A 20242-nucleotide genomic window follows, 5' to 3' on the forward strand; every position below is an offset into this window, starting at 1 on the left:
GTATTTGTTTGTTTTCTGATACAGAAATATACAAAAAAAGGATTCTTTTTAGGAATCCCATTTTTGTTTTAACGTTTGGTTATCGTTTATAAAACCTCACTTATAGATTTAGCTAAAGGGGTTGTAGGTCTTCCTAACAATTTAGAAAGCTGATGATTATCGTCAAATAAATCACCTTTTGAGGCAGAAACATCCCAGCTCGCCAGTCCTTTTGCTAATCCTTCTGGTAACCCAACTTGCAATAAAATACCAGCGTAAGCCTCTTCAGGAAGATTATTATAAGGGATGGTTTTTCCTGTTTGTTTTGATAGCTCGGCTGCCAAATCGGTTAACGAATAACTTTCATCACCTGCAAGTTCAAAAACTTTTCCTTTATGTTCTTCGTTTGTAATTACTATTGCTAAAGCTTCGGCATAATCTAATCGGGCTGCAGATGAAATTTTTCCATCGCCAGCACTACCTATGAATCCACCGTTTTGAATAGCACTTGGTACTGAAGCTGTATAATTTTCGGTATACCAACCATTGCGTAAAATGGTGAAATTTAATCCGGAATTTTTCAGTTCCTGTTCAGTATTTAAATGTTCGCCAGCTAAGTTTAATGTTGAAGTATCAGCTCTTAAAAGGCTGGTGTAAACTATCCACTTCACATTTAGTTTTTTTGCTGCATCAATAACATTTTTATGTTGTCTGGCGCGTTGACCTATTTCGTTAGCCGAAATAAAAACCAATCGATCAATTCCGTTAAGTGCTTTTTCTAAAATTTCAGGGTTATCGTAATCGAATTCTCGGGCTTCAATGCCTAAAGATTTAGCTTTATCTGTCGAGCGTACTAAGGCTACAAGATTATCGTTATACCCTAGTTTTTTTAATTGTTCAACTACTAGGGTTCCAAGTTGACCAGTAGCTCCTGTTATTCCTATTTTCATAATTTTTGTGTATTTAAAATTCTGTTGTATATTTGATTAATAAAAGTTATTAGCTTACTTTTAGTAAGTCAAAGTTAAAAAGTAAAATATTAATATGCAATAGGTTACGTTTGTGTGTGATACTTGCTTTTAGGTTAGTTTTAATAATAATCAAGGATTTATGAATCAAGAAATTTTAAAAAAATATAGTAATGTTGAAGCTTGTCCGGTGAGAAATGTATTAGATCGCATTGGGAATAAATGGACCTTATTGGTTTTATTGGTTTTAGAGGAAGAGAAGGTATTGCGTTTTAACGAATTACACCATTATATAGCTACTATATCACAAAAAATGTTGAGTGTTACGTTAAAGAGTTTAGAGGCAGATGGGTTAGTGAAACGTACTATTTACCCACAGGTGCCGCCAAAAGTTGAATACGAATTAACAGCTCGTGCAAAATCGTTATTACCACATATTCATAGTCTAGTAAGCTGGTCTGAAAATCATATTAATGATATTAAAGTATCTCGCAAAGAATACGAGTTGGTTACACGAAGGTAACTCGTTAAACCTGAACTTTATGGCTTAATTGGTTTAATTTTTTAGGAACTTTGCCTCGGATAATCATCCGAATAAATAGAACACAATACATTATATGAAATCTAAACAAACAGCTTATTCAATATTAGAATTGGCTCTCATTTCTAAAGGCCAATCCGTTCAACAAACTTATGCAAATGCTGTTTCTTTAGCTCAGAAAGCCGAATTTGAAGGTTATACACGCATTTGGTTTGCAGAACATCATAATATGTTGGCCGTTGGAAGCAATGCACCTACGGTGTTAATAGGTCATATTGCCGAGAAAACAAAAACTATACGTGTGGGGTCTGGCGGTGTTATGTTGCCAAATCATTCGCCTTTAGTGGTGGCTGAACAATTTGGAACTCTAGGAAATTTGTTCCCTAACCGAATAGACTTAGGTTTAGGAAGAGCTCCGGGGACCGACAGAGATACCGCATTAGCTATAAAATCTGATTTTTTACAGGCTTCACATTCGTTTCCAAATGATGTCGAGCAAATTCAACTGTTGTTTTCTAAGCAAAACGATACGGCTAAAGTGCGTGCCGTTGTCGCCGAAGGCGTAGAAGTGCCTATTTATATTTTAGGTTCAAGTACCGATAGTGCGCATCTGGCTTCAAAAAAGGGTTTGCCTTATGCTTTTGCGAGTCATTTTGCGACCTCGTATTTAGAGGAAGCTCTGTCGATTTACAGAAGCCAATTTAAGACGTCAGTAGATTTGGAGTCTCCTTATGTAATTGCTGGGGTTAATGTCATTATTGCTGACACCGATGCCGAAGCCGAACGTTTATTTACGTCGTCTTTACGAATGATTATTGGCATGTTTACCGGAAAGCGTGATTATTTAAATCCGCCAACAGAGATGACTTCAGATTTAAAGGAGATTATTCAGCATCCACAAATTCAGAATATGATAAAATACAGTTTCGTTGGAAGCAAGGAAACGGTTAAAGAAAAGGTTATTTCATTTTTGAATAAAACTCAAGCTGATGAATTAATCATTTCTACGAATGTTTACGATATTAACGATCGATTATATTCGGTTGAAAAGTTTGCTGAGGTGATGCGGGAGATAAATAATAAATAGATAAATCTATACAAGTAAACTAAAATTATTAGTTACATATTATAATTCACAATAGTTGTGCAGATTTTTGGGGTTGAAAATTGGGGTCTTTTACTCAAATTGTGATTAAAAACATGTTCAATTCTGAATTCAAATTTAAGATTCCCTATCTTTCTTTTTTTGTAAGTATTTTATAAGAGAAAATCAATTATATTTACTCTATTCTTTACCAAATTGTAATCCATAGTTTATTTTGAGCAATAGAGAAGTGACTAATCAAGCCCAATTATTAAAATCTCTAAAAAAGGGAGACAAAAGCGCTTTTAAGTCTATTTTCGATATATATTTTAAACGTTTATGTGTTTTTGCTTTAAATTATGTTCAAGACCAGTTTACAGCTGAAGAAGTTGTCGAAAACACCTTGCTTAAACTTTGGCAAAAGCGATCCAAATTAGATAATGTAGAAAACTTAAAATCTTATTTATACACCATGGTTAGAAATGCCTGCGTTGATTATAATAAGAAAGAGAAAAAGTTGATACGTCTCGATATTAAAAAGCATGATAATGTCTCATTAAACGACCCGTTTGTGGTTGAAGAAGAAACCCACGCCGCTTTATATGCTGCTTTAGAAACACTTCCTGAAAAATGTCGCAAGGTCTTTGAGTTATCCTGTCTGGATGGAATAAAATATAAAGACATAGCAGAAGATCTTAAAATTAGCCTGAATACTGTAAAATCACAACGGGCAAGAGCAATATCTTTATTAAAATTATATTTAAAAGACCACCCGTTTTATGCGGTGTTTTTGGCTTCATTTTAAATTCTTTTAAAATTTCTCATTTTTTTTCCACCCGAAAATCTTTTTAAACAGTCATATTAATAAAAGGCGATGCTTAATTGTGGTATATCCATAATAAAAAGTATTAAATTTTACGATATAGTTATTTTGATTATTTAATCATTGAAAATGCAGAATAGAGAAAAACATTACATAGCAGAAATAATTTATAAATCGATTACCCATACATTATCTGATTCGGAAGAGATTATTTTAAATGAATGGTTAACCGATAAGGAACATTTTGAATTATACCAAAGGATTACCAATAGCGATTATATTCAAAGTAAACTGGCTATTTATCAGAAAATTGATGCCAATAAAATATACCATAGCCTGGAAAAGCGATTAGTTGAAAGCGACAAAAAGGAGCGTCGCTTGAAAATTAAAAAGATACTAAGGTATGCTGCGCTTGTTATTATTTTACTTGGAATAGGAGTTATTTATAACACAGGATATTTTAATTCTCAACCGCAATTGGTTTTTCCTAACGAGAAAATAACCCTTCAGTTAGAGAATGGCGATGTAAAAGTTATAAACGAAGATGGATCTTCTACGGTAACCAATTCCAAAGGAGAAATTGTTGGTTCGCAAACGGGAACACAGCTGGTTTATACTGATGAAAACAATCAGGATAAACTGGTTTATAATACGCTTACAGTACCGTACGGTAAACGTTTTGAAATTCAACTTTCAGACGGAACGGTTGTTAATTTAAATGCAGGAACATCACTAAAATACCCTGTGAAATTTATAAAAGGAAAACAGAGAACCGTATTCTTAAAAGGTGAGGCTTTTTTTAATGTGGCAAAAGATAAAACGCATCCGTTTATTGTAAACTCCGATGGTTTAGATGTTCAGGTTTTAGGAACACAATTTAACATGTCCAGTTACCCTGAAGATGTAAATAGCGATGTGGTGTTATTAGAGGGCTCCGTTTATTTAACTGCTGTAAAAGATAAAGGTAATAGTGCCATTTTAGAACCTGGATTTAAGGGGTCTATTAATAAATTTTCTCAGGATAAAATTGAAAAAAAGCCTGTAATTACAAGTATTTATACCGCATGGATAGATGGCGAATTGGTGTTTAGAAACATAACTTTTAAAGACATGCTTAAACGTATGGAGCGCCACTATAATATTGAAATAGTAAATAATAATTCAGAGTTAAAAGAAGAGAAGTTTAACGCCAGTTTTAGAAAAGAACCTATAGAAAAAATACTCGAATATTTTAAAATTACTTACGGAATTAACTATGAAATAAAAGACAATAAAATTTTAATTCAATAAATCGCACCATGCCTATGCTATAAAACATAACAACAACTAAACCCATCATTTCTTGGGAGAGAAATGAAAAACTAAACTAATAACCACATTAAACTATTTAAGTATGAAAAAACTTCTTAACAAAGAAAGAAGCCATCATTCTTCTTTGAGATCATTTGATTTGAAGGTGAAACTAAGCACATTATTGATGTTTTTAGTATTCTTTTCTCTTCAGGCAAATAATTCATATTCACAAAAAACTAAACTATCTCTGGAGTTAAATAATGTAACTGTAAGTCGGTTAATCGATGAGATTGAAAGTACAAGTGAATTTAGATTTGTTTATAAAATTAATGCCGTAAATCTGACCAGGAATATTTCTATTCATGCAAAAAAACAATCGATTGCATTTATTTTGGATCAGGTTTTTGCTGAAACAGAAACTGCATATAATATTGTAGACCGACAAATTTTTCTCTTAAAAAGAGTAGAAAGTGAACCACCCATAATAACTATGGTGGCGACAGATGTTAATCAACCTCAGGATCTTACCCTTAAAGGAAGTGTTATTGATACTAACGGACAACCATTGCCGGGAGCCAATATCATCGAAAAAGGAACCACAAATGGAACGCAGTCTGATTTTGATGGTAATTTTACACTAGATGTATCTAACCGAAATGCCATTTTAACAATTTCGTATGTTGGTTTCAAGCCCAAAGAGGTTAATGTTTCAGGGCAAACCATGTTAAAAATTACTTTAGAAGAAGAAACTGCAGCTTTAGAAGAAGTCGTGTTAATAGGTTATGGTGTTCAAAAGAAAGCTTTAGTAACTGGTGCCAGTGTTCAGGTTAGTGGAGAGAATTTAGAAAAAATGAACACGGTTAATGCACTTCAGGCCATGCAGGGGCAAACTCCAGGAGTACAGATTACCTCAACATCAGGGCAGCCAGGAGAAAGCTTAAATGTTGTAATTAGAGGGGTTGGTTCTACTGCAGGAAGCACACCGCTTTATGTTGTTGATGGTATTTTAACTGGAGATATATCGTATTTAAATAACTCTGATATAGAGTCGATATCGGTACTAAAAGATGCGGCCTCGGCGGCCATTTACGGGTCTCAGGCATCAAACGGGGTTATCTTAGTTTCTACTAAAAAAGGAAAACGTGGTTCGGCGGCTCAACTAACCTTCGATCAGTATTACGGTTTGCAGTCTGTGGCAAGAAAAATAGATTTATTAAATGCCACAGAATATGCTGTAATGCTTAATGAGGCCGCAGTTAATTCGGGTAAAAATCCTTATTTTACAAATGATGAAATAGCAACTCTGGGGGAAGGAACCAATTGGATGGATGAAATGTTTGTAGATAATGCCGTGACTCAAAATTATTCGTTAGGAGTTTCCGGAGGTACCGAAGCTTCAGTGTATTCGGGATCATTATCATATCTGGGGCAAGAAGGTGTTGTTGGTGGTAAAGATTTATCGAATTACGAACGTTATAACTTCAGATTTAATTCAGAGCATAAACTTTATAATGATATATTAACGGTTGGTGAAAATTTAAGTTTCGCCTACATCAATCAAAATGGTATTAGTGTAGGAAATCAGTATAATAATGCTTTAAGAAGTGCTTTTAGAGTAAGTCCGTTGTTACCTATGTACGACGCAGATGGTAATTATTACAATACCTTTAACGATACAGATCCCTGGTTAAACGGTTCGTCGAATCCATATGCCGAAATGATTTACAACAACCAGAATGAAAGCAATAACCAAAAGCTTTTAGGAAATGTTTATTTGCAAATTGAACCAATAAAGAATTTAACGTTCAAAACAACATTAGGTTTAGATTATTATGCGGGTGAAGGCCATTCTTATAGTCCTATATATGAATTATCGATTTATTCCTTTAGAAGACAAAATGGAACTTCTCAAAGTATGAATAAAGGAAAATCACTTACTTGGGACAACCTGTTGACTTACAAATTTGATGTAGCAGAAAATCATCATTTTGAAACCATGGTAGGTTCTTCCTCTATAAACTACGACGGAACCTATATAAGTGGTTCTAATGTAGATAATGTATTTAGCGGATTAAACAATGCCTGGTTAGATAATACGACTAATAAATTGGGCGCACCTTTAATGAGTCTTGGCGGTGGAAAATCTGAAAATAAACGAATGTCTTATTTCGGAAGGTTAAATTATAACTTTAAAGACAAATATCTACTTAACGCCACCTTTAGAGCCGATGGATCTTCAAATTTTCACCCTGATAACAGATGGGGCTATTTTCCATCAATTTCAGGAGGCTGGGTTGTAACAAATGAAGATTTTTTAAGTACATCAACAGCAATAAACTTCCTTAAGATAAGAGCAAGCTGGGGACAGGTAGGTAACCAGAATGTTGGGGCTTTTCAGTATTTAGCACCTATAAAAACAGATAATACCAATTATATTTTTGGAGGAGAAGAAGGCGTTTTAACACCTGGAGCTTACCCAAATAGATTGCCAAACCCTGATTTAAAATGGGAAACATCTGAACAGCTTAATATAGGTTTGGATGCACGCTTTTTCAAAAACAATCTAAGTGTAAACTTCGACTGGTATGAGAAAACAAATAAAGACTGGTTGATTTTAGCACCAATCCTTGCGACTGCCGGAGCCGATGCTCCTTATATTAACGGAGGAAATGTTGTAAATACAGGGGTGGAACTGGCATTAAGTTATCAAAACCATATTGGTGGTTTTAATTATACTATCGCAGCTAATGGTGCCTACAATAAAAATGAAGTTGGAAAAATACCAACGGCCGACGGTATTATCCATGGTTTAAGCAATGAACTTTATGACAATTCTCAGGAATTTTACCGTGCTCAGGATGGTTTTCCGCTAGGATATTTCTGGGGGTATAAAACAGCAGGTGTTTTCCAAAATCAAGATGAGATAGATAATAGTTTACAACCTAATGCAGCACCAGGTGATATTATTTATGCAGATGTTAATGGAGATAATATTATAAACAGTGAAGACAAAACCGAGATTGGAGACCCAAATCCAGATTTTACGTATGGATTTACCTTTTCAGGAAATTACGGGGCTTTCGATTTTTCACTAACCGCTAATGGCGTAGCAGGAAATCAAATCGTCCAATCTTACAGGAATCCAGGTGCTTTAGGAAATTATACTTCTGCTATTTTACAACGATGGACAGGTGAAGGATCGTCAAACACCATGCCTAGGGTAACAGAAGATGGTAGAAACTTTAGCCAGTTTTCAGATTTATATGTTCAGGATGGTGATTTCTTAAGGTTAACAAACTTAACCTTCGGTCTTGATTTAGCGAAAATTAAGCAAAGCAATAAGTTCTTCGCTAAGGAATTCAGAATCTATTTTTCAGCGTTAAACTTATACACCTTTACAAAGTATGACGGTATGGATCCTGAAATTGGTTTTGGTTCTTCCGATAGTACTCAAAGCTTTTCTTCGGGTGTCGATGTGGGGTATTACCCAAGGCCAAGAACCTTTATGATGGGATTAAATGTTAAACTTTAAAAAACTGGAAAACATGAAAAATATATTTTTATACATATTAGGTTTGGGAGTTTTAACTTTAGGATCTTGTAGTTTAGATACCGAGCCTTATACAGAACAGACCGATACTACGTTTTATTTAAATGTAAACGATGCCAAATCGGCTTTAGTAGGCTGTTACGACGGGTTACAGGTAGTTTCAGGAGCATCAGGAATAGGAATCCCTGTAGTAAGTGAAGTCATGTCTGATAATTGTTTTGGAGGAACAGGAAATGCCGATGGTTATAATTATGCAGCTATCGACGAGTTCGATATTACTCGGGCGCCGTCTTACGTTGATTTATACAATAGTAACTGGATAAATTACTATAAAGCCTTGTACCGTTGCAATGTATTCCTTTTAAAAATGGATCAAATCGACTGGGAAGGCGATGATGCACTACGTGCCGGTTATGAATCTGAAGTTCGATTTATTCGTGCTTACCTGTATTTTGAAATGGTTAGATTATGGGGAAATATTCCTTTAGTCATTGAACCAACAACCGAAAACGTACCTCAGGCAACTCCAGATGAAGTATACACAGTAATTGCCGAAGATTTATCGTTTGCTGCGGAGAATTTGCCATCCGATGCCTATACTTCGGTTGAAACGGGAAGAGTCACTAAATGGGCTGCAAAATCGTTATTAGCGCGAGTGTTTTTATATTACACGGGGTATTATAGCGCAACCGATTTGGTTGGCGTGGTTACAAAATCTCAGGCCTTGGCTCATCTTGAAGATGTTATTTCTTCAAGTGGTCATGATTTGGTTAGCGATTTTTCAACGCTATGGCCAGCAGCTTCTGTAGAAAACTTTGCCGGTGAAGATAACAAAGAAGTTGTTTTTTCAATTCGTTATACCTATACCAGTGATTATAATGGAAATACAGATGGCAACCACTGGTTAGTTATGTTCGGAATGCGTGAGTTTACCTCATTGCCTTATGGTAGTGGTTGGGGAATTACGGTAAATCCAAAATTATGGAATGCTTACAATGAAAACGACACCAGAAGATCCGCTAGTATAATTAGTATAGACGATGAAGAAATTCCCTTCGATAAAATTGATAATCAGCGTGAATACACCGGCTACTATAATAAAAAGTATACCCCAATGTCTATGGTAGACGAAGAAGGAAATACCGTGTCTTCTGTTAACCAATATGGAGTGAGCGATTTTCAAATTAATCAATATCAGGATTATGTAGTAATGCGTTATGCAGATGTCCTTTTAATGGCTGCCGAATTAGGAAGTGGTAATGCACAGGCCTATTATGACAAGGTGAGACAACGTGCTTATCAGGGAAATTTTGTATCAAAAACAGTGTCTCAGGCTAATATTTTAGAAGAACGTTATCTAGAGTTTGCTTTAGAAGGCGTTAGATATTGGGATTTATTAAGACAAGGTGTGAGTACAGCCGCAGCAACCATTGCAGAGTCCACAATACTTTTAAGTGGTGGAGTAGAAGAGACTAAAACCATTTCTGCAAGTAATATTGAAACGACTAAAGGTTTACAGCAAATACCAAATACTCAGATAACTCTATCTAGTGGTGTTTTAAAACAAAATCAAGGTTGGTAATAATAACTAAACTAATTATTAAAGATGAAAAAAATTAAAATATTTATAGCTTTAATGTTGATGTTAGGTATTGCTTACCTGGCTTCATCATGTGATCCGGAAACCTACTCTTTAGGTAAGTTGCCCGATAAATCTGAAATTAAGTTTGAAATTTCTCAGGATTTTGCAGTAGATCCGGGAGGGAATACCGTAAATATGACCAATCTTACCGATGGGGTTACCCTTACCTGGGATTATGGAACAGGACGGTCTAACAAAAAACAGGAAACAGTTCAATACGCTTTCAAAGGCGATTATACCATTAAAATAACGGCTGTAACCGCTGGAGGATTGGTTGAATTAGATCCCGTAACCATAACGGTAACCGACGATAATTTAAACTATGTAAACGATCCTTTATGGACGTATCTATCCGGAGGGGTTGGCAATTCTAAAACCTGGTATTTAGATTTAAATGCTGAAGGGGTTTCTAAGTACTTTGCAGGCCCTATGTATTTTTATGGTACAGATATGGGATGGCTTGAAGGTGGAGATGGAGGATGTTATGGCGGAGATTGCTGGAACTGGAATCCCGATTGGAATGGTAATGAATGGTTATTCCCTAACGGTGCAGAAGATTTTGGAACCATGACCTTTAGTTTGGATGGAGGTCCTTTTGTAACTACAAACAATTTATCAACGGGGACAAATGAAGAAGGAACCTACTTTTTAGATAAAGATAATCACACCTTAACTTTTACAGATGCGACCATGTTACATGATTTTGGAAATCAGGATTGTGTTGAAAGCTGGTCTGATGCTAAACTTTTTTCGCTTACCGAAGATACTATGCAATTAGGGGTGTTTAGAAAAGATGGTTGTGGTGGCCGCGTATTATTAGTATTTAATTTCATTTCTAAAAATTATAACGACAATTGGGTACCTGAAGATGTACCAGATCCAACACCGGATATTGATTTAAATGGGGGTACAGTTGGCGATTTATTATCTACTACAACAACGACCACAAAAACCTGGCATTTAAGCCCGGATAGTCCTTTCGACTGGACTGACTTAAACGGAACGTTATTAAATGGTTGGCAAACAGCTGCTGACTATGAAGCTGCCGGTTGGCCAGGGTACACTTCTGCGGATCAGGCAACGGTTATAAATAATAAAATTACGTTTTCTAACGATGGTACTGTAACAACAATAGACAGTAATGGAACAGAAATGTCTGGAACTTATACAACAGATCAATCAACCAACATAATTTCCTTTGAAGGTATAACACCTTATTTCCCTATTGGAAGTTCATGGGCAACTGTGGGGACCACATCAGAAAACCAATGGAAAATTGTTAAAACTGCCACTACAGGTTCTGTCGTTACAGATATTTGGTTTGGTAAACGAGATGAATCTGGTAAAAGTGAATATATGGTATTCCACTTTGTTTTAGATAATGGAGATACCGACCCAGATGCTGAGGTTAAGTCAATTTTAACCAGTAACACATGGGTATTAGATTCTAATAGAACTTACGATGTAGCAACCAGTTATGGTGCTTTACAAGGGCCTACAATTTATTCCGATTTTGCCACCTGGGCTTGGAATCCAATGCCTGGTGATCAATATGCAGCAGGAGATGTAGGCGTCGATTATGGAGATATGACGTTTAATGCCGATGGTACTATGGTTGTTAACCAGTGGGCAGATACGGGATCTATGGTGCAGTTAACAGGAAACTGGAGTGTAACTGAAGGTGAATTAACGATAACTGCCGAAATGTTACATCCTTGGTCTGCAACTCATGAGGTAAACGGAAGCCTTGTTGGTGATAATTACGTGGCAGACTGGACCGCAATCAGAACTTTTAAAATTGAACCAGGAGCTTTGTTACTACAAGCAAACAGAGACCCTGCCGGATCAGGAGAAGATGCTTTCTGGATTACCTGGGTATTTGTTCCTAAATCATAAAATTAAAGTCCGGGGATGTGCTGCTGGTATATCCCCGGATAATCTAAAAATACATTTATCTAATAACAGCATGAAACGAATTGAATAAATCTTATGAGGTTTGTTTACAGGGTTTTGTTGCGTTTTTTTTGTGCTAAAAATAGAGAGTGTATTGAAGTAAATGCTACCAAATGAAATATTCAAAAATGAAAATATTATATCCATTAATTTTTCTTTTATTCATAATATACTCTTGTGAAAATAAAAATTATAATCAGGTTCAAGATGGTATTGTTATAAGTTTAAACAATCCAGATACACAAGTAAAAAAAATGAAATTAAAGGTGTTGGGAGAGAGACTTATACATGTCTCGGCAACACCTGAAAATGAATTTCCAAAGGATTCCAGTTTAATTATTGTACCTGATCAAGAAACAGTACCTTTTTCTGTTAAAGAACATCAGGATTCTATTATATTGAAAACTTCTAAACTTAGCGTTTGGGTTTCAAAAATAGATGGAGGTATTTGTTTTAAAGACAAAAATGATCAGGTGGTTTTAACAGAAGTCGCTGGAGGAGGAAAAACCTTTACATCTATAGAGGTTGAAGGAACAAAAGGCCAAACCGTGCGTCAGATTTTTGAGTCGCCAGACGACGAAGCTTTTTATGGGCTTGGTCAGCACCAGTCTGATGAGTTTAATTATAAAAATAAAAGTGAAGAGTTATTTCAGTACAACACTAAAGTGTCTGTTCCTTTTATCGTATCAAATAAAAATTACGGTCTGCTTTGGGATAGCTATTCGTTAAGCCGATTTGGTGATAGTCGTCCTTATCAACAATTAAACGACGTGTTTAAACTCTATGATAAAAACGGAGAATCAGGTGGATTAACAGGAACATATGCGGCATCAGAAATTCAGAATGAGATCGTAAGAACAGAGCCTTCAATCTTTTTTGAAGACCAGAAAAGCATCAAGAATTTGCCACAGGATATTCCTTTAAAAAATGCCAATGTGGTTTATGAAGGTGATATAGAAGCTCAAGAAACAGGCGAATTTAAATTCATTCTCTATTATGCCGGATATATAAAGGTTTTTGTAAATAACGAATTGGTTGTGCCAGAACGCTGGCGAACCGCGTGGAACCCGAATGCATATAAATTCAATTTTAAATTAAATAAAGGACAACGTGTGCCATTGCGCATAGAATGGAAACCGAACGGAGGAACTTCGTATTGCGGATTACGTGTTAGAACACCCCAGCCGGAATTAGAATTAGGGAAACAGGTATGGTGGAGTGAGATGAACAAGTCTTTAAATTATTACTTTGTTCATGGCGATAACATGGATGAAGTTATAAAAGGGTACCGAACCCTTACCGGAAAATCTCCTATCATGCCAAAATGGGCCATGGGCTACTGGCAAAGTCGTGAACGTTATAAAACTGAAGATGAAATTTTAGGAGTGCTTAAAGAATTCAGAGAACGCGAAATACCTATCGATAATATTGTTTTAGACTGGAACCATTGGGAAGAAGACCAGTGGGGAAGTCATGAATTTGATAAAGCACGTTTTCCAGATCCAAAGGCTATGGTCGATTCTATTCATAAGATGCATGGAAAGATGATGATTTCGGTCTGGCCTAAATTTTATAAAAACACAGAACACTTTAAAGAATTTGATGGAAAAGGCTGGATGTACCAACAAGCCATAAAGGACAGTATTCGCGATTGGGTAGGTCCGGGATATATCGGGTCGTTTTACGATGCTTATTCGGCAGGAGCCAGAAAACTGTTCTGGAATCAAATTTATGAACATTATTATCCATTAAATATTGATGCCTGGTGGATGGATGCCAGCGAGCCAAATGTACTTGATTGTACAGATATGGATTATCGAAAATCACTTCAGGGTCCTACAGCTTTAGGCCCTTCAACCGAGTATTTTAATACTTATGCTTTAATGAATGCCGAAGCTATTTATAATGGGCAGCGTGATGTTAACCCGAATAAAAGGGTGTTCCTTTTAACGCGTTCGGGATTTGCAGGATTACAACGGTACTCTACAGCTACCTGGAGTGGCGATATTGCTACCCGTTGGGAAGATATGAAAGCGCAACTGGCTGCAGGATTAAATTTTTCGGTTAGCGGAATTCCTTACTGGACCATGGATATTGGTGGGTTTTGTGTTGAAGATAGATATGTTGCGGCTCAGGTGGATTATTACAAAAACGGACAAGAAAATGCCGATTACAAAGAGTGGCGCGAGTTAAATACCCGTTGGTATCAATTTGGAGCTTTTACGCCACTATTTAGAGCGCATGGGCAATTTCCGTTTCGTGAAGTCTGGAATATTGCTCCTAAAGGTCACCCGGCATATCAATCTATTGTGTATTATACCAATTTAAGGTATCGACTCATGCCGTATATCTATAGTTTGGCGGGAAAGACCTATTTCGACGATTATACCATTATGCGCCCTTTGGTAATGGATTATCAAAATGATAGTAAGGTTCAAAATATTAGCGATCAGTTCATGTTTGGGCCTTCCATAATGGTTTGCCCTATATACCAATACGAAGCCAGAAACAGACAGGTATATTTTCCTAAAACAAGCAATTGGTACGATTTTTATTCGGGAGCCTATATACAGGGAGGTCAACATCTAAATATTGAAGCTCCTTACGAGCAAATTCCTTTATTTATTCCTGAAGGCGCGATAATTCCTGTGGGGCCGGAGATTCAGTATACCGATGAAAAACCTGCAGAAACCATGACGTTGTTTGTTTACAAAGGTAAAGACGGACAATTTGAATTATACGAAGATGAAGGTGTGAATTATAATTATGAAAAGGACGCGTATGCAACCATTTCATTTAGCTATAATGATACAGAAGAAACTTTAACCATAGGTGAAAGACAGGGAACTTTTGAAGGTGTCCTGAAAAACAGAATATTTATTGTTGTTCCGGTGAGTCAAGAAGAACCCAAACCTTTTCAGTTCGATCCTCAGGGAATAACGGTTAAATATAATGGAGAATCTCAGATTATTTCATTAAAAAACAACTAAACCAAATTATTTAGAAAGTCTTTTCAGGCTTTAACTTAAACTTATAACAAATGAAAAAGCATGTAATTTACATGACGGTTTTATCTGCGTTTTTGTTTGCATCTTCGTGTAAGCAAAATGAAAAAGAAACGGAACCGATAAAACCCAAAGAAACGGTTGAGGTTACCTACCAAGGAGTGCCGATAACCAATGCCTACGATGCTAAAATTGATAGTCTCATTGCTTTAATGACGATTGAAGAAAAAACGGGCATGCTACATGGTAACAGTATGTTTGCAACCAAAGCTATTGAACGTTTAGGAATTCCCGAATTAACCATGGCAGATGGGCCTTTAGGGGTAAGAGAAGAAATTTCCAGAGATTCTTGGGCGGCTGCAGGATGGGATAACGATTTTGCAACCTATTACCCTGCCGGTGGCGGGCTGGCTGCTACCTGGAATACCGAGTTATCATATGTGTTTGGGACCAGTGTAGGAGAGGAGGCTATAGCTAGGGATAAAGATGTCTTACTATCTCCTGCCATCAATATTATCAGGACGCCTTTAGGAGGAAGAACTTACGAGTATTTTACCGAAGATCCGTTCTTAAACAAGAAATTAACCGTGCCTTTTATTGTTGGTGTTCAGGAGAACGATGTAGCGGTTTGTGTTAAACATTATGCCGCTAACAACCAGGAAACACATAGAGATTATGTCGATGTTCAAATTGATGAAAGAGCACTTCGTGAAATTTATTTGCCAGCCTTTAAAGCGGCTGTTCAGGAAGCACAGGCCTACAGTTTTATGGGAGCTTATAATAAATTTAGAGGTGAATATTTATGTGAAAATGGCTATATGCTTAATGATGTGTTGCGTGATGAATGGGGTTTTAAAGGCATTGTTATTTCCGATTGGGCAGCAGTTCATGATACTAAAAAATCTATAGAAAACGGATTAGATGTTGAAATGGGCACACCTAAGCCCTTTAACGAATTCTTTTACGCCGATGCATTAATTGAGAAAGTGAAATCGGGTATTATAGCCGAAGCCGATGTCGATGTACATGTAAAACGTATTTTACAACTCATGTTTAGTTTAAAAAGTATAGACGATGTAGGTCGTGCAAAAGGAAGTATCAATACAGAAGATCATTTTCAAGATGCATACAAAATAGCAGCCGAATCGGTAGTGTTGCTTAAAAATGAGAACAATCAATTGCCAATAAAACTAGACGGTGTTAAAAGTATTGCGGTTATTGGTAACAATGCTAAAAAGAAAAATGCTTTGGGCGGATTTGGAGCTGGTGTGAAAACCAAACGTGAAGTCACACCTCTTGAAGGATTACAAAACCGATTACCAGAATCGGTAACCATTAATTATGCCGAGGGGTATTTAGAGCGTTATTCTAACGATGAGAAGGCAAAACTAGGCGATATTACACTTAATGGGCCTGTAACTATTGATAAGCTGGAACCTGATATGTTAGAAGAGGCTATAAAGGCCGCTAAAAGCTCTGATGTGGCCATTATTTTCGCCGGATCAAACAGAGATTATGAAACAGAAGCATCAGACAGAGCAAGTTTACAATTACCATTCGGACAGGAAGAACTTATAGAAAAAGTTCTTGAAGTAAACCCTAATACCATAGTGGTTATGATTGCCGGAGCACCTTTCGATATTCAAAATGTCAGTCAAAAATCATCAGCGCTAATCTGGAGCTGGTTCAACGGATCGGAAGGTGGAAATGCTCTCGCCGATGTGATTTTAGGAACCGTAAATCCATCGGGTAAATTACCTTGGACCATGCCTAAAAATCTTGAAGACTCACCAGCACATGCCACACACAGTTTTCCTGGTGACGAATCGGTTAATTATACCGAAGGTATTCTGGTTGGTTATCGTTGGTTCGATACCAAAAATGTAGAGCCATTATATCCTTTTGGTTATGGGTTATCATACACTAAATTTGAGTTTTCAGATTTAAAAACCAATAAGTCAGCATATAAATCAGATGAGGTGATTCAAGTTTCTTTCAACGTTAAAAATACCGGTGATTTTGAAGGTAAAGAGGTCGCTCAGTTATATGTTAGCGACCCTGAATCTTATGTTGATAAAGCCGCCAAAGAACTAAAAGGTTTTAAAAAGGTCTTTGTAAAATCGGGAGAAGTTCAGCAAGTATCCATTAAGCTTCCAGTTAAAGAATTAGCCTATTATAATGAGGTTAAAAAGAGTTGGTTGATTGAACCAGGAGAGTATGTAATTAAGTTAGGAAATTCTTCCAGAAATATTGAGGCCGAAGTAATTATAGAGGTAAAAGATTAGGTTAATAGTTTAAGTTATGAAATCTAAAAATTATATTTTACAAAGTTTTATGGCTTTATTTCTTATAGGAATTTGGTCATGTAGTAGCGATAACGACCCTGTTGAGGTAGTCGAAGAAAAACCTGTAGAAAAAACATTAGTAGTTAATGTTAGTGAAATTGATTTTGAAAATACAGAAGGTTATTTTGAGTTATCTATCGATACGAATATAGATTCCTGGGTTATTAGTACCTCAGGAACCAGTTGGTTGTCATTAGATAAAACAACCGGAAGTTCAGGCGTATCAACGGTAACTATTTCTACTGAAAATAATTCAAGTATAGCTGCACGCTCTGCAATAATAACGGTTAATGCCAATGGTATTTCAGCTGTAAAAATTGCAGTGAATCAAAAAGGAGCATTTTCAAGTAATGGTATTTATCCGGATTATAATTTAAATCCTATTCCTGCTGATGCCACTGGTATGTCCAGTACAGCTCAGGAAATAGCAGCAAAAATTTCATTAGGTTGGAATATTGGAAACACTTTGGAGGCTATAGGAGGAGAAACAGCCTGGGGTAACCCTATGGTCACTAAAGAATTAATTTCCACGGTTAAAGCAAATGGGTTTAATGCCATTAGAATTCCCTGTTCATGGAACCAGTATTTAGAAGATGCGGATAATGCAAAACTAAAGGAGAGCTGGTTAAATCGCGTAAAAGAGGTGGTGCAGTATTGTATAGATAACGATATGCATGTCATTTTAAATATTCATTGGGATGGCGGTTGGCTGGAAAACAATGTTAATGAAACCAGTAAGAGAAACGTAAATGCCAAACAAAAGGCGTTTTGGGAGCAGATAGCTATTCAATTAAGAGATTTTGACGAACGTTTATTGTTTGCAAGTGCTAACGAACCTAACGCAGAAGATGAAGGGCAAATGGCTGTTTTAAACAGTTATCACCAGACTTTTATTGATGCAGTGCGTTCTACAGGAGGTAAAAATGCTTATCGAACCTTGGTGGTTCAAGGGCCTTCAACCGATGTAGAAAAAACAAATACGTTAATGACTAGTTTACCTGTTGATGCTGTCGAGAACCGCTTAATGGTCGAAGTACATTACTACACACCTTATCAATTTGCCTTAATGACTGAAGATGCTACCTGGGGAAAAATGTTTTATTACTGGGGAACAAACTACCATTCTGCCACCGACAATTCCAGAAATGCCAATTGGGGGGAAGAAGCTGCTTTGCAAAATTATTTTAAACTCATGAAATCTCAATTTGTAGATAAAGGCATTCCTGTTGTTTTAGGAGAGTTTGCAGCTATTAAACGAGAGAATTTATCAGGCGAAAATTTACAGTTGCATCTTAATTCCAGAGCGTATTACTTAAAATCGGTGGTGCAACAGGCCAAAGCCAATGGTTTGCTGCCTTTTTATTGGGATGCCGGAAATATGGGGAATCATTCTTCGGCTTTATTCAACAGATCTAATAATACGGTTTATGATCAACAGGCCTTAGATGCTTTAATCAATGGGTTAAATTAATAGCTTTCTTATGTCAAAAAAACACATGTTTTATGTATTTGTATTCTATCTAGCAACAACCGGGTTTTCTGGTTTTGCTCAGAACAGGCATATAACTGTAGATTTTTTAAAAGAAAAGGGAAAAACCAATACCATGTTTAAAGAATGTATTGGTGCGGGCAGAGCAAATGAAGGACTTAGAGCCGATTGGCAGCAGCAGTTAAAAATTGCAAAACAAGATTGCGATTTTAAATATATAAGAATGCATGGGCTTTTATGCGATGATATGGCGGTTTATAAAACAGACCGTCAGGGCAAGGCCATTTATAATTATCAATACATTGATGTACTCTACGATTATATTTTAAGTATAGGAATGAAACCGTTTGTAGAACTTGGGTTTATGCCTTCGGCAATGGCTAGCGGAAACCAGACTATATTTTGGTGGAAGGGAAACGTAACACCTCCAAAGGATTATAATGAATGGGGAAAACTTGTTGAAAATTTGGTTCAGCACTGGACCGACAGATATGGTAGTGATGAGGTAAAAACCTGGTATTTTGAAGTCTGGAACGAGCCTAATTTATCTCCTGGGTTCTGGACAGGAACGCAGGCGGAATATTTTAAATTATATGAATACGCTGCAAAGGCAGTAAAACAGGTGAATTTAGATTATAGAATAGGAGGCCCGGCAACAGCAGGAGCCGCCTGGGAACCTGAAATGATTCAGTATTGCGAACAAAACAAAGTGCCGCTGGATTTTATAAGTACACATGCCTACGGCGTGGATGTTGGTTTTTTAGATGAATACGGGGGGACAGGTACTGTTTTAAGTAAGAATGAATGGAGCGTAAGCGAAGAAGTTAAGGAGTCTAAACATGAAATTTTAGAATCTTCGAGACCAGATTTAGAATTGCATTACACCGAGTGGAGTTCCTCTTATACACCTGCCGACCCATTGCATGATAGCTATCATGAGGCGGCCTATATTCTTCAAAAGATAAAACAGATAGGTAACGCCGCAAATTCCATGTCTTATTGGGTTTTTACCGATATTTTTGAGGAACCAGGCCCCAGGTTTACACCTTTTCATGGTGGTTTTGGTTTAATGAATATCCAGGGGATTAAAAAGCCCGCATATCATGCCTATGCCTTTTTGAATACATTGGGAAATCTGGAATTAGAGAATTCAGATCAGGAGTCATGGGTAACAAAATCTGAATCTGGAGATGTTCAGATGTTATTATGGGATTACACCTATACCTTACCTGAGAACACGAATAATCAGGATTATTACAATCGAAATTTGCCTTCAAAAGAAAAAGGACAGATTGAAATTGAAATTTTAAATATTCCAAAAGGCAATTATCAACTGGAAATTTCTAAAATAGGCTATAAACACAATGATCCTTCTACACATTATCTTGAATTAAATAAACCTTCTCAACTCACTAAGGCGCAGGTAGAAATGCTAAAGGATAAAAGTTCAGGGAAACCTGAAATAGTGAAGAGAGTCAAAATATCTGCAAATCAAATTTTTAAACAGAGTATGCCTCTTAATGAAAACGAAGTATGTCTATTAAATTTTAAGCGGCTTTAAATTATAATG

At 36.4% G+C, this 20242-nt stretch carries 12 protein-coding genes; 11 read left to right on the forward strand and 1 reads right to left on the reverse strand.

Annotated elements, in window-relative coordinates:
- Positions 1 to 86: 86 nt before the first annotated feature.
- Positions 87 to 929: an SDR family oxidoreductase gene (locus tag R1X58_RS12120; protein WP_240573005.1), complete on the reverse strand. Its 843-nt coding sequence runs from the start codon at positions 927 to 929 to the stop codon at positions 87 to 89.
- Between the two features lie 160 nt (positions 930 to 1089).
- On the opposite strand from R1X58_RS12120, the gene R1X58_RS12125 reads away from it, so the two are divergent.
- The 11 genes from R1X58_RS12125 to R1X58_RS12175 all read left to right on the forward strand — a co-directional run bounded on the left by R1X58_RS12125 (position 1090) and on the right by R1X58_RS12175 (position 20233).
- A complete protein-coding gene (locus R1X58_RS12125; RefSeq protein ID WP_240573007.1) occupies positions 1090 to 1470 on the forward strand; it encodes a winged helix-turn-helix transcriptional regulator in 381 nt (126 codons plus the stop codon).
- Between the two features lie 94 nt (positions 1471 to 1564).
- Positions 1565 to 2575 carry an LLM class flavin-dependent oxidoreductase gene (locus tag R1X58_RS12130; RefSeq protein WP_240573009.1) on the forward strand — a complete coding sequence of 337 codons (1011 nt, stop codon included), beginning with the start codon at positions 1565 to 1567 and terminating at the stop codon, positions 2573 to 2575.
- Positions 2576 to 2807: 232 nt separating this feature from the next.
- Positions 2808 to 3377, forward strand: coding sequence for an RNA polymerase sigma factor (locus R1X58_RS12135; protein WP_240573010.1), 570 nt, complete (start codon positions 2808 to 2810; stop codon positions 3375 to 3377).
- A gap of 147 nt (positions 3378 to 3524) precedes the next feature.
- Complete coding sequence (locus R1X58_RS12140; protein ID WP_240573011.1) at positions 3525 to 4685, forward strand: FecR family protein; 1161 nt, start codon at positions 3525 to 3527, stop codon at positions 4683 to 4685.
- A gap of 103 nt (positions 4686 to 4788) precedes the next feature.
- On the forward strand, positions 4789 to 8220 hold the full coding sequence (locus R1X58_RS12145) for a SusC/RagA family TonB-linked outer membrane protein (RefSeq protein ID WP_240573012.1): 3432 nt from the start codon (positions 4789 to 4791) through the stop codon (positions 8218 to 8220).
- Positions 8221 to 8233: 13 nt separating this feature from the next.
- Positions 8234 to 9820, forward strand: a complete 1587-nt coding sequence (locus R1X58_RS12150) for a RagB/SusD family nutrient uptake outer membrane protein (RefSeq protein WP_240573013.1) — start codon at positions 8234 to 8236, stop codon at positions 9818 to 9820.
- A gap of 24 nt (positions 9821 to 9844) precedes the next feature.
- Positions 9845 to 11776 carry a hypothetical protein gene (locus R1X58_RS12155; RefSeq protein ID WP_240573015.1) on the forward strand — a complete coding sequence of 644 codons (1932 nt, stop codon included), beginning with the start codon at positions 9845 to 9847 and terminating at the stop codon, positions 11774 to 11776.
- A gap of 185 nt (positions 11777 to 11961) precedes the next feature.
- Positions 11962 to 14823, forward strand: coding sequence for a TIM-barrel domain-containing protein (locus R1X58_RS12160; protein ID WP_240573081.1), 2862 nt, complete (start codon positions 11962 to 11964; stop codon positions 14821 to 14823).
- A gap of 50 nt (positions 14824 to 14873) precedes the next feature.
- Entirely contained in the window at positions 14874 to 17123 is a 2250-nt protein-coding gene (locus R1X58_RS12165; protein ID WP_240573016.1) for a glycoside hydrolase family 3 C-terminal domain-containing protein, read from the forward strand.
- Between the two features lie 16 nt (positions 17124 to 17139).
- Entirely contained in the window at positions 17140 to 18654 is a 1515-nt protein-coding gene (locus R1X58_RS12170; RefSeq protein ID WP_240573018.1) for a cellulase family glycosylhydrolase, read from the forward strand.
- Between the two features lie 10 nt (positions 18655 to 18664).
- Positions 18665 to 20233 (forward strand): GH39 family glycosyl hydrolase, encoded by a 1569-nt coding sequence (locus tag R1X58_RS12175; RefSeq protein ID WP_240573020.1) that lies wholly within the window; start codon positions 18665 to 18667, stop codon positions 20231 to 20233.
- Positions 20234 to 20242: the final 9 nt, after the last annotated feature.

It is taken from the genome of Aestuariibaculum lutulentum (genome assembly GCF_032926325.1).
Lineage (GTDB): Bacteria > Bacteroidota > Bacteroidia > Flavobacteriales > Flavobacteriaceae > Aestuariibaculum > Aestuariibaculum lutulentum.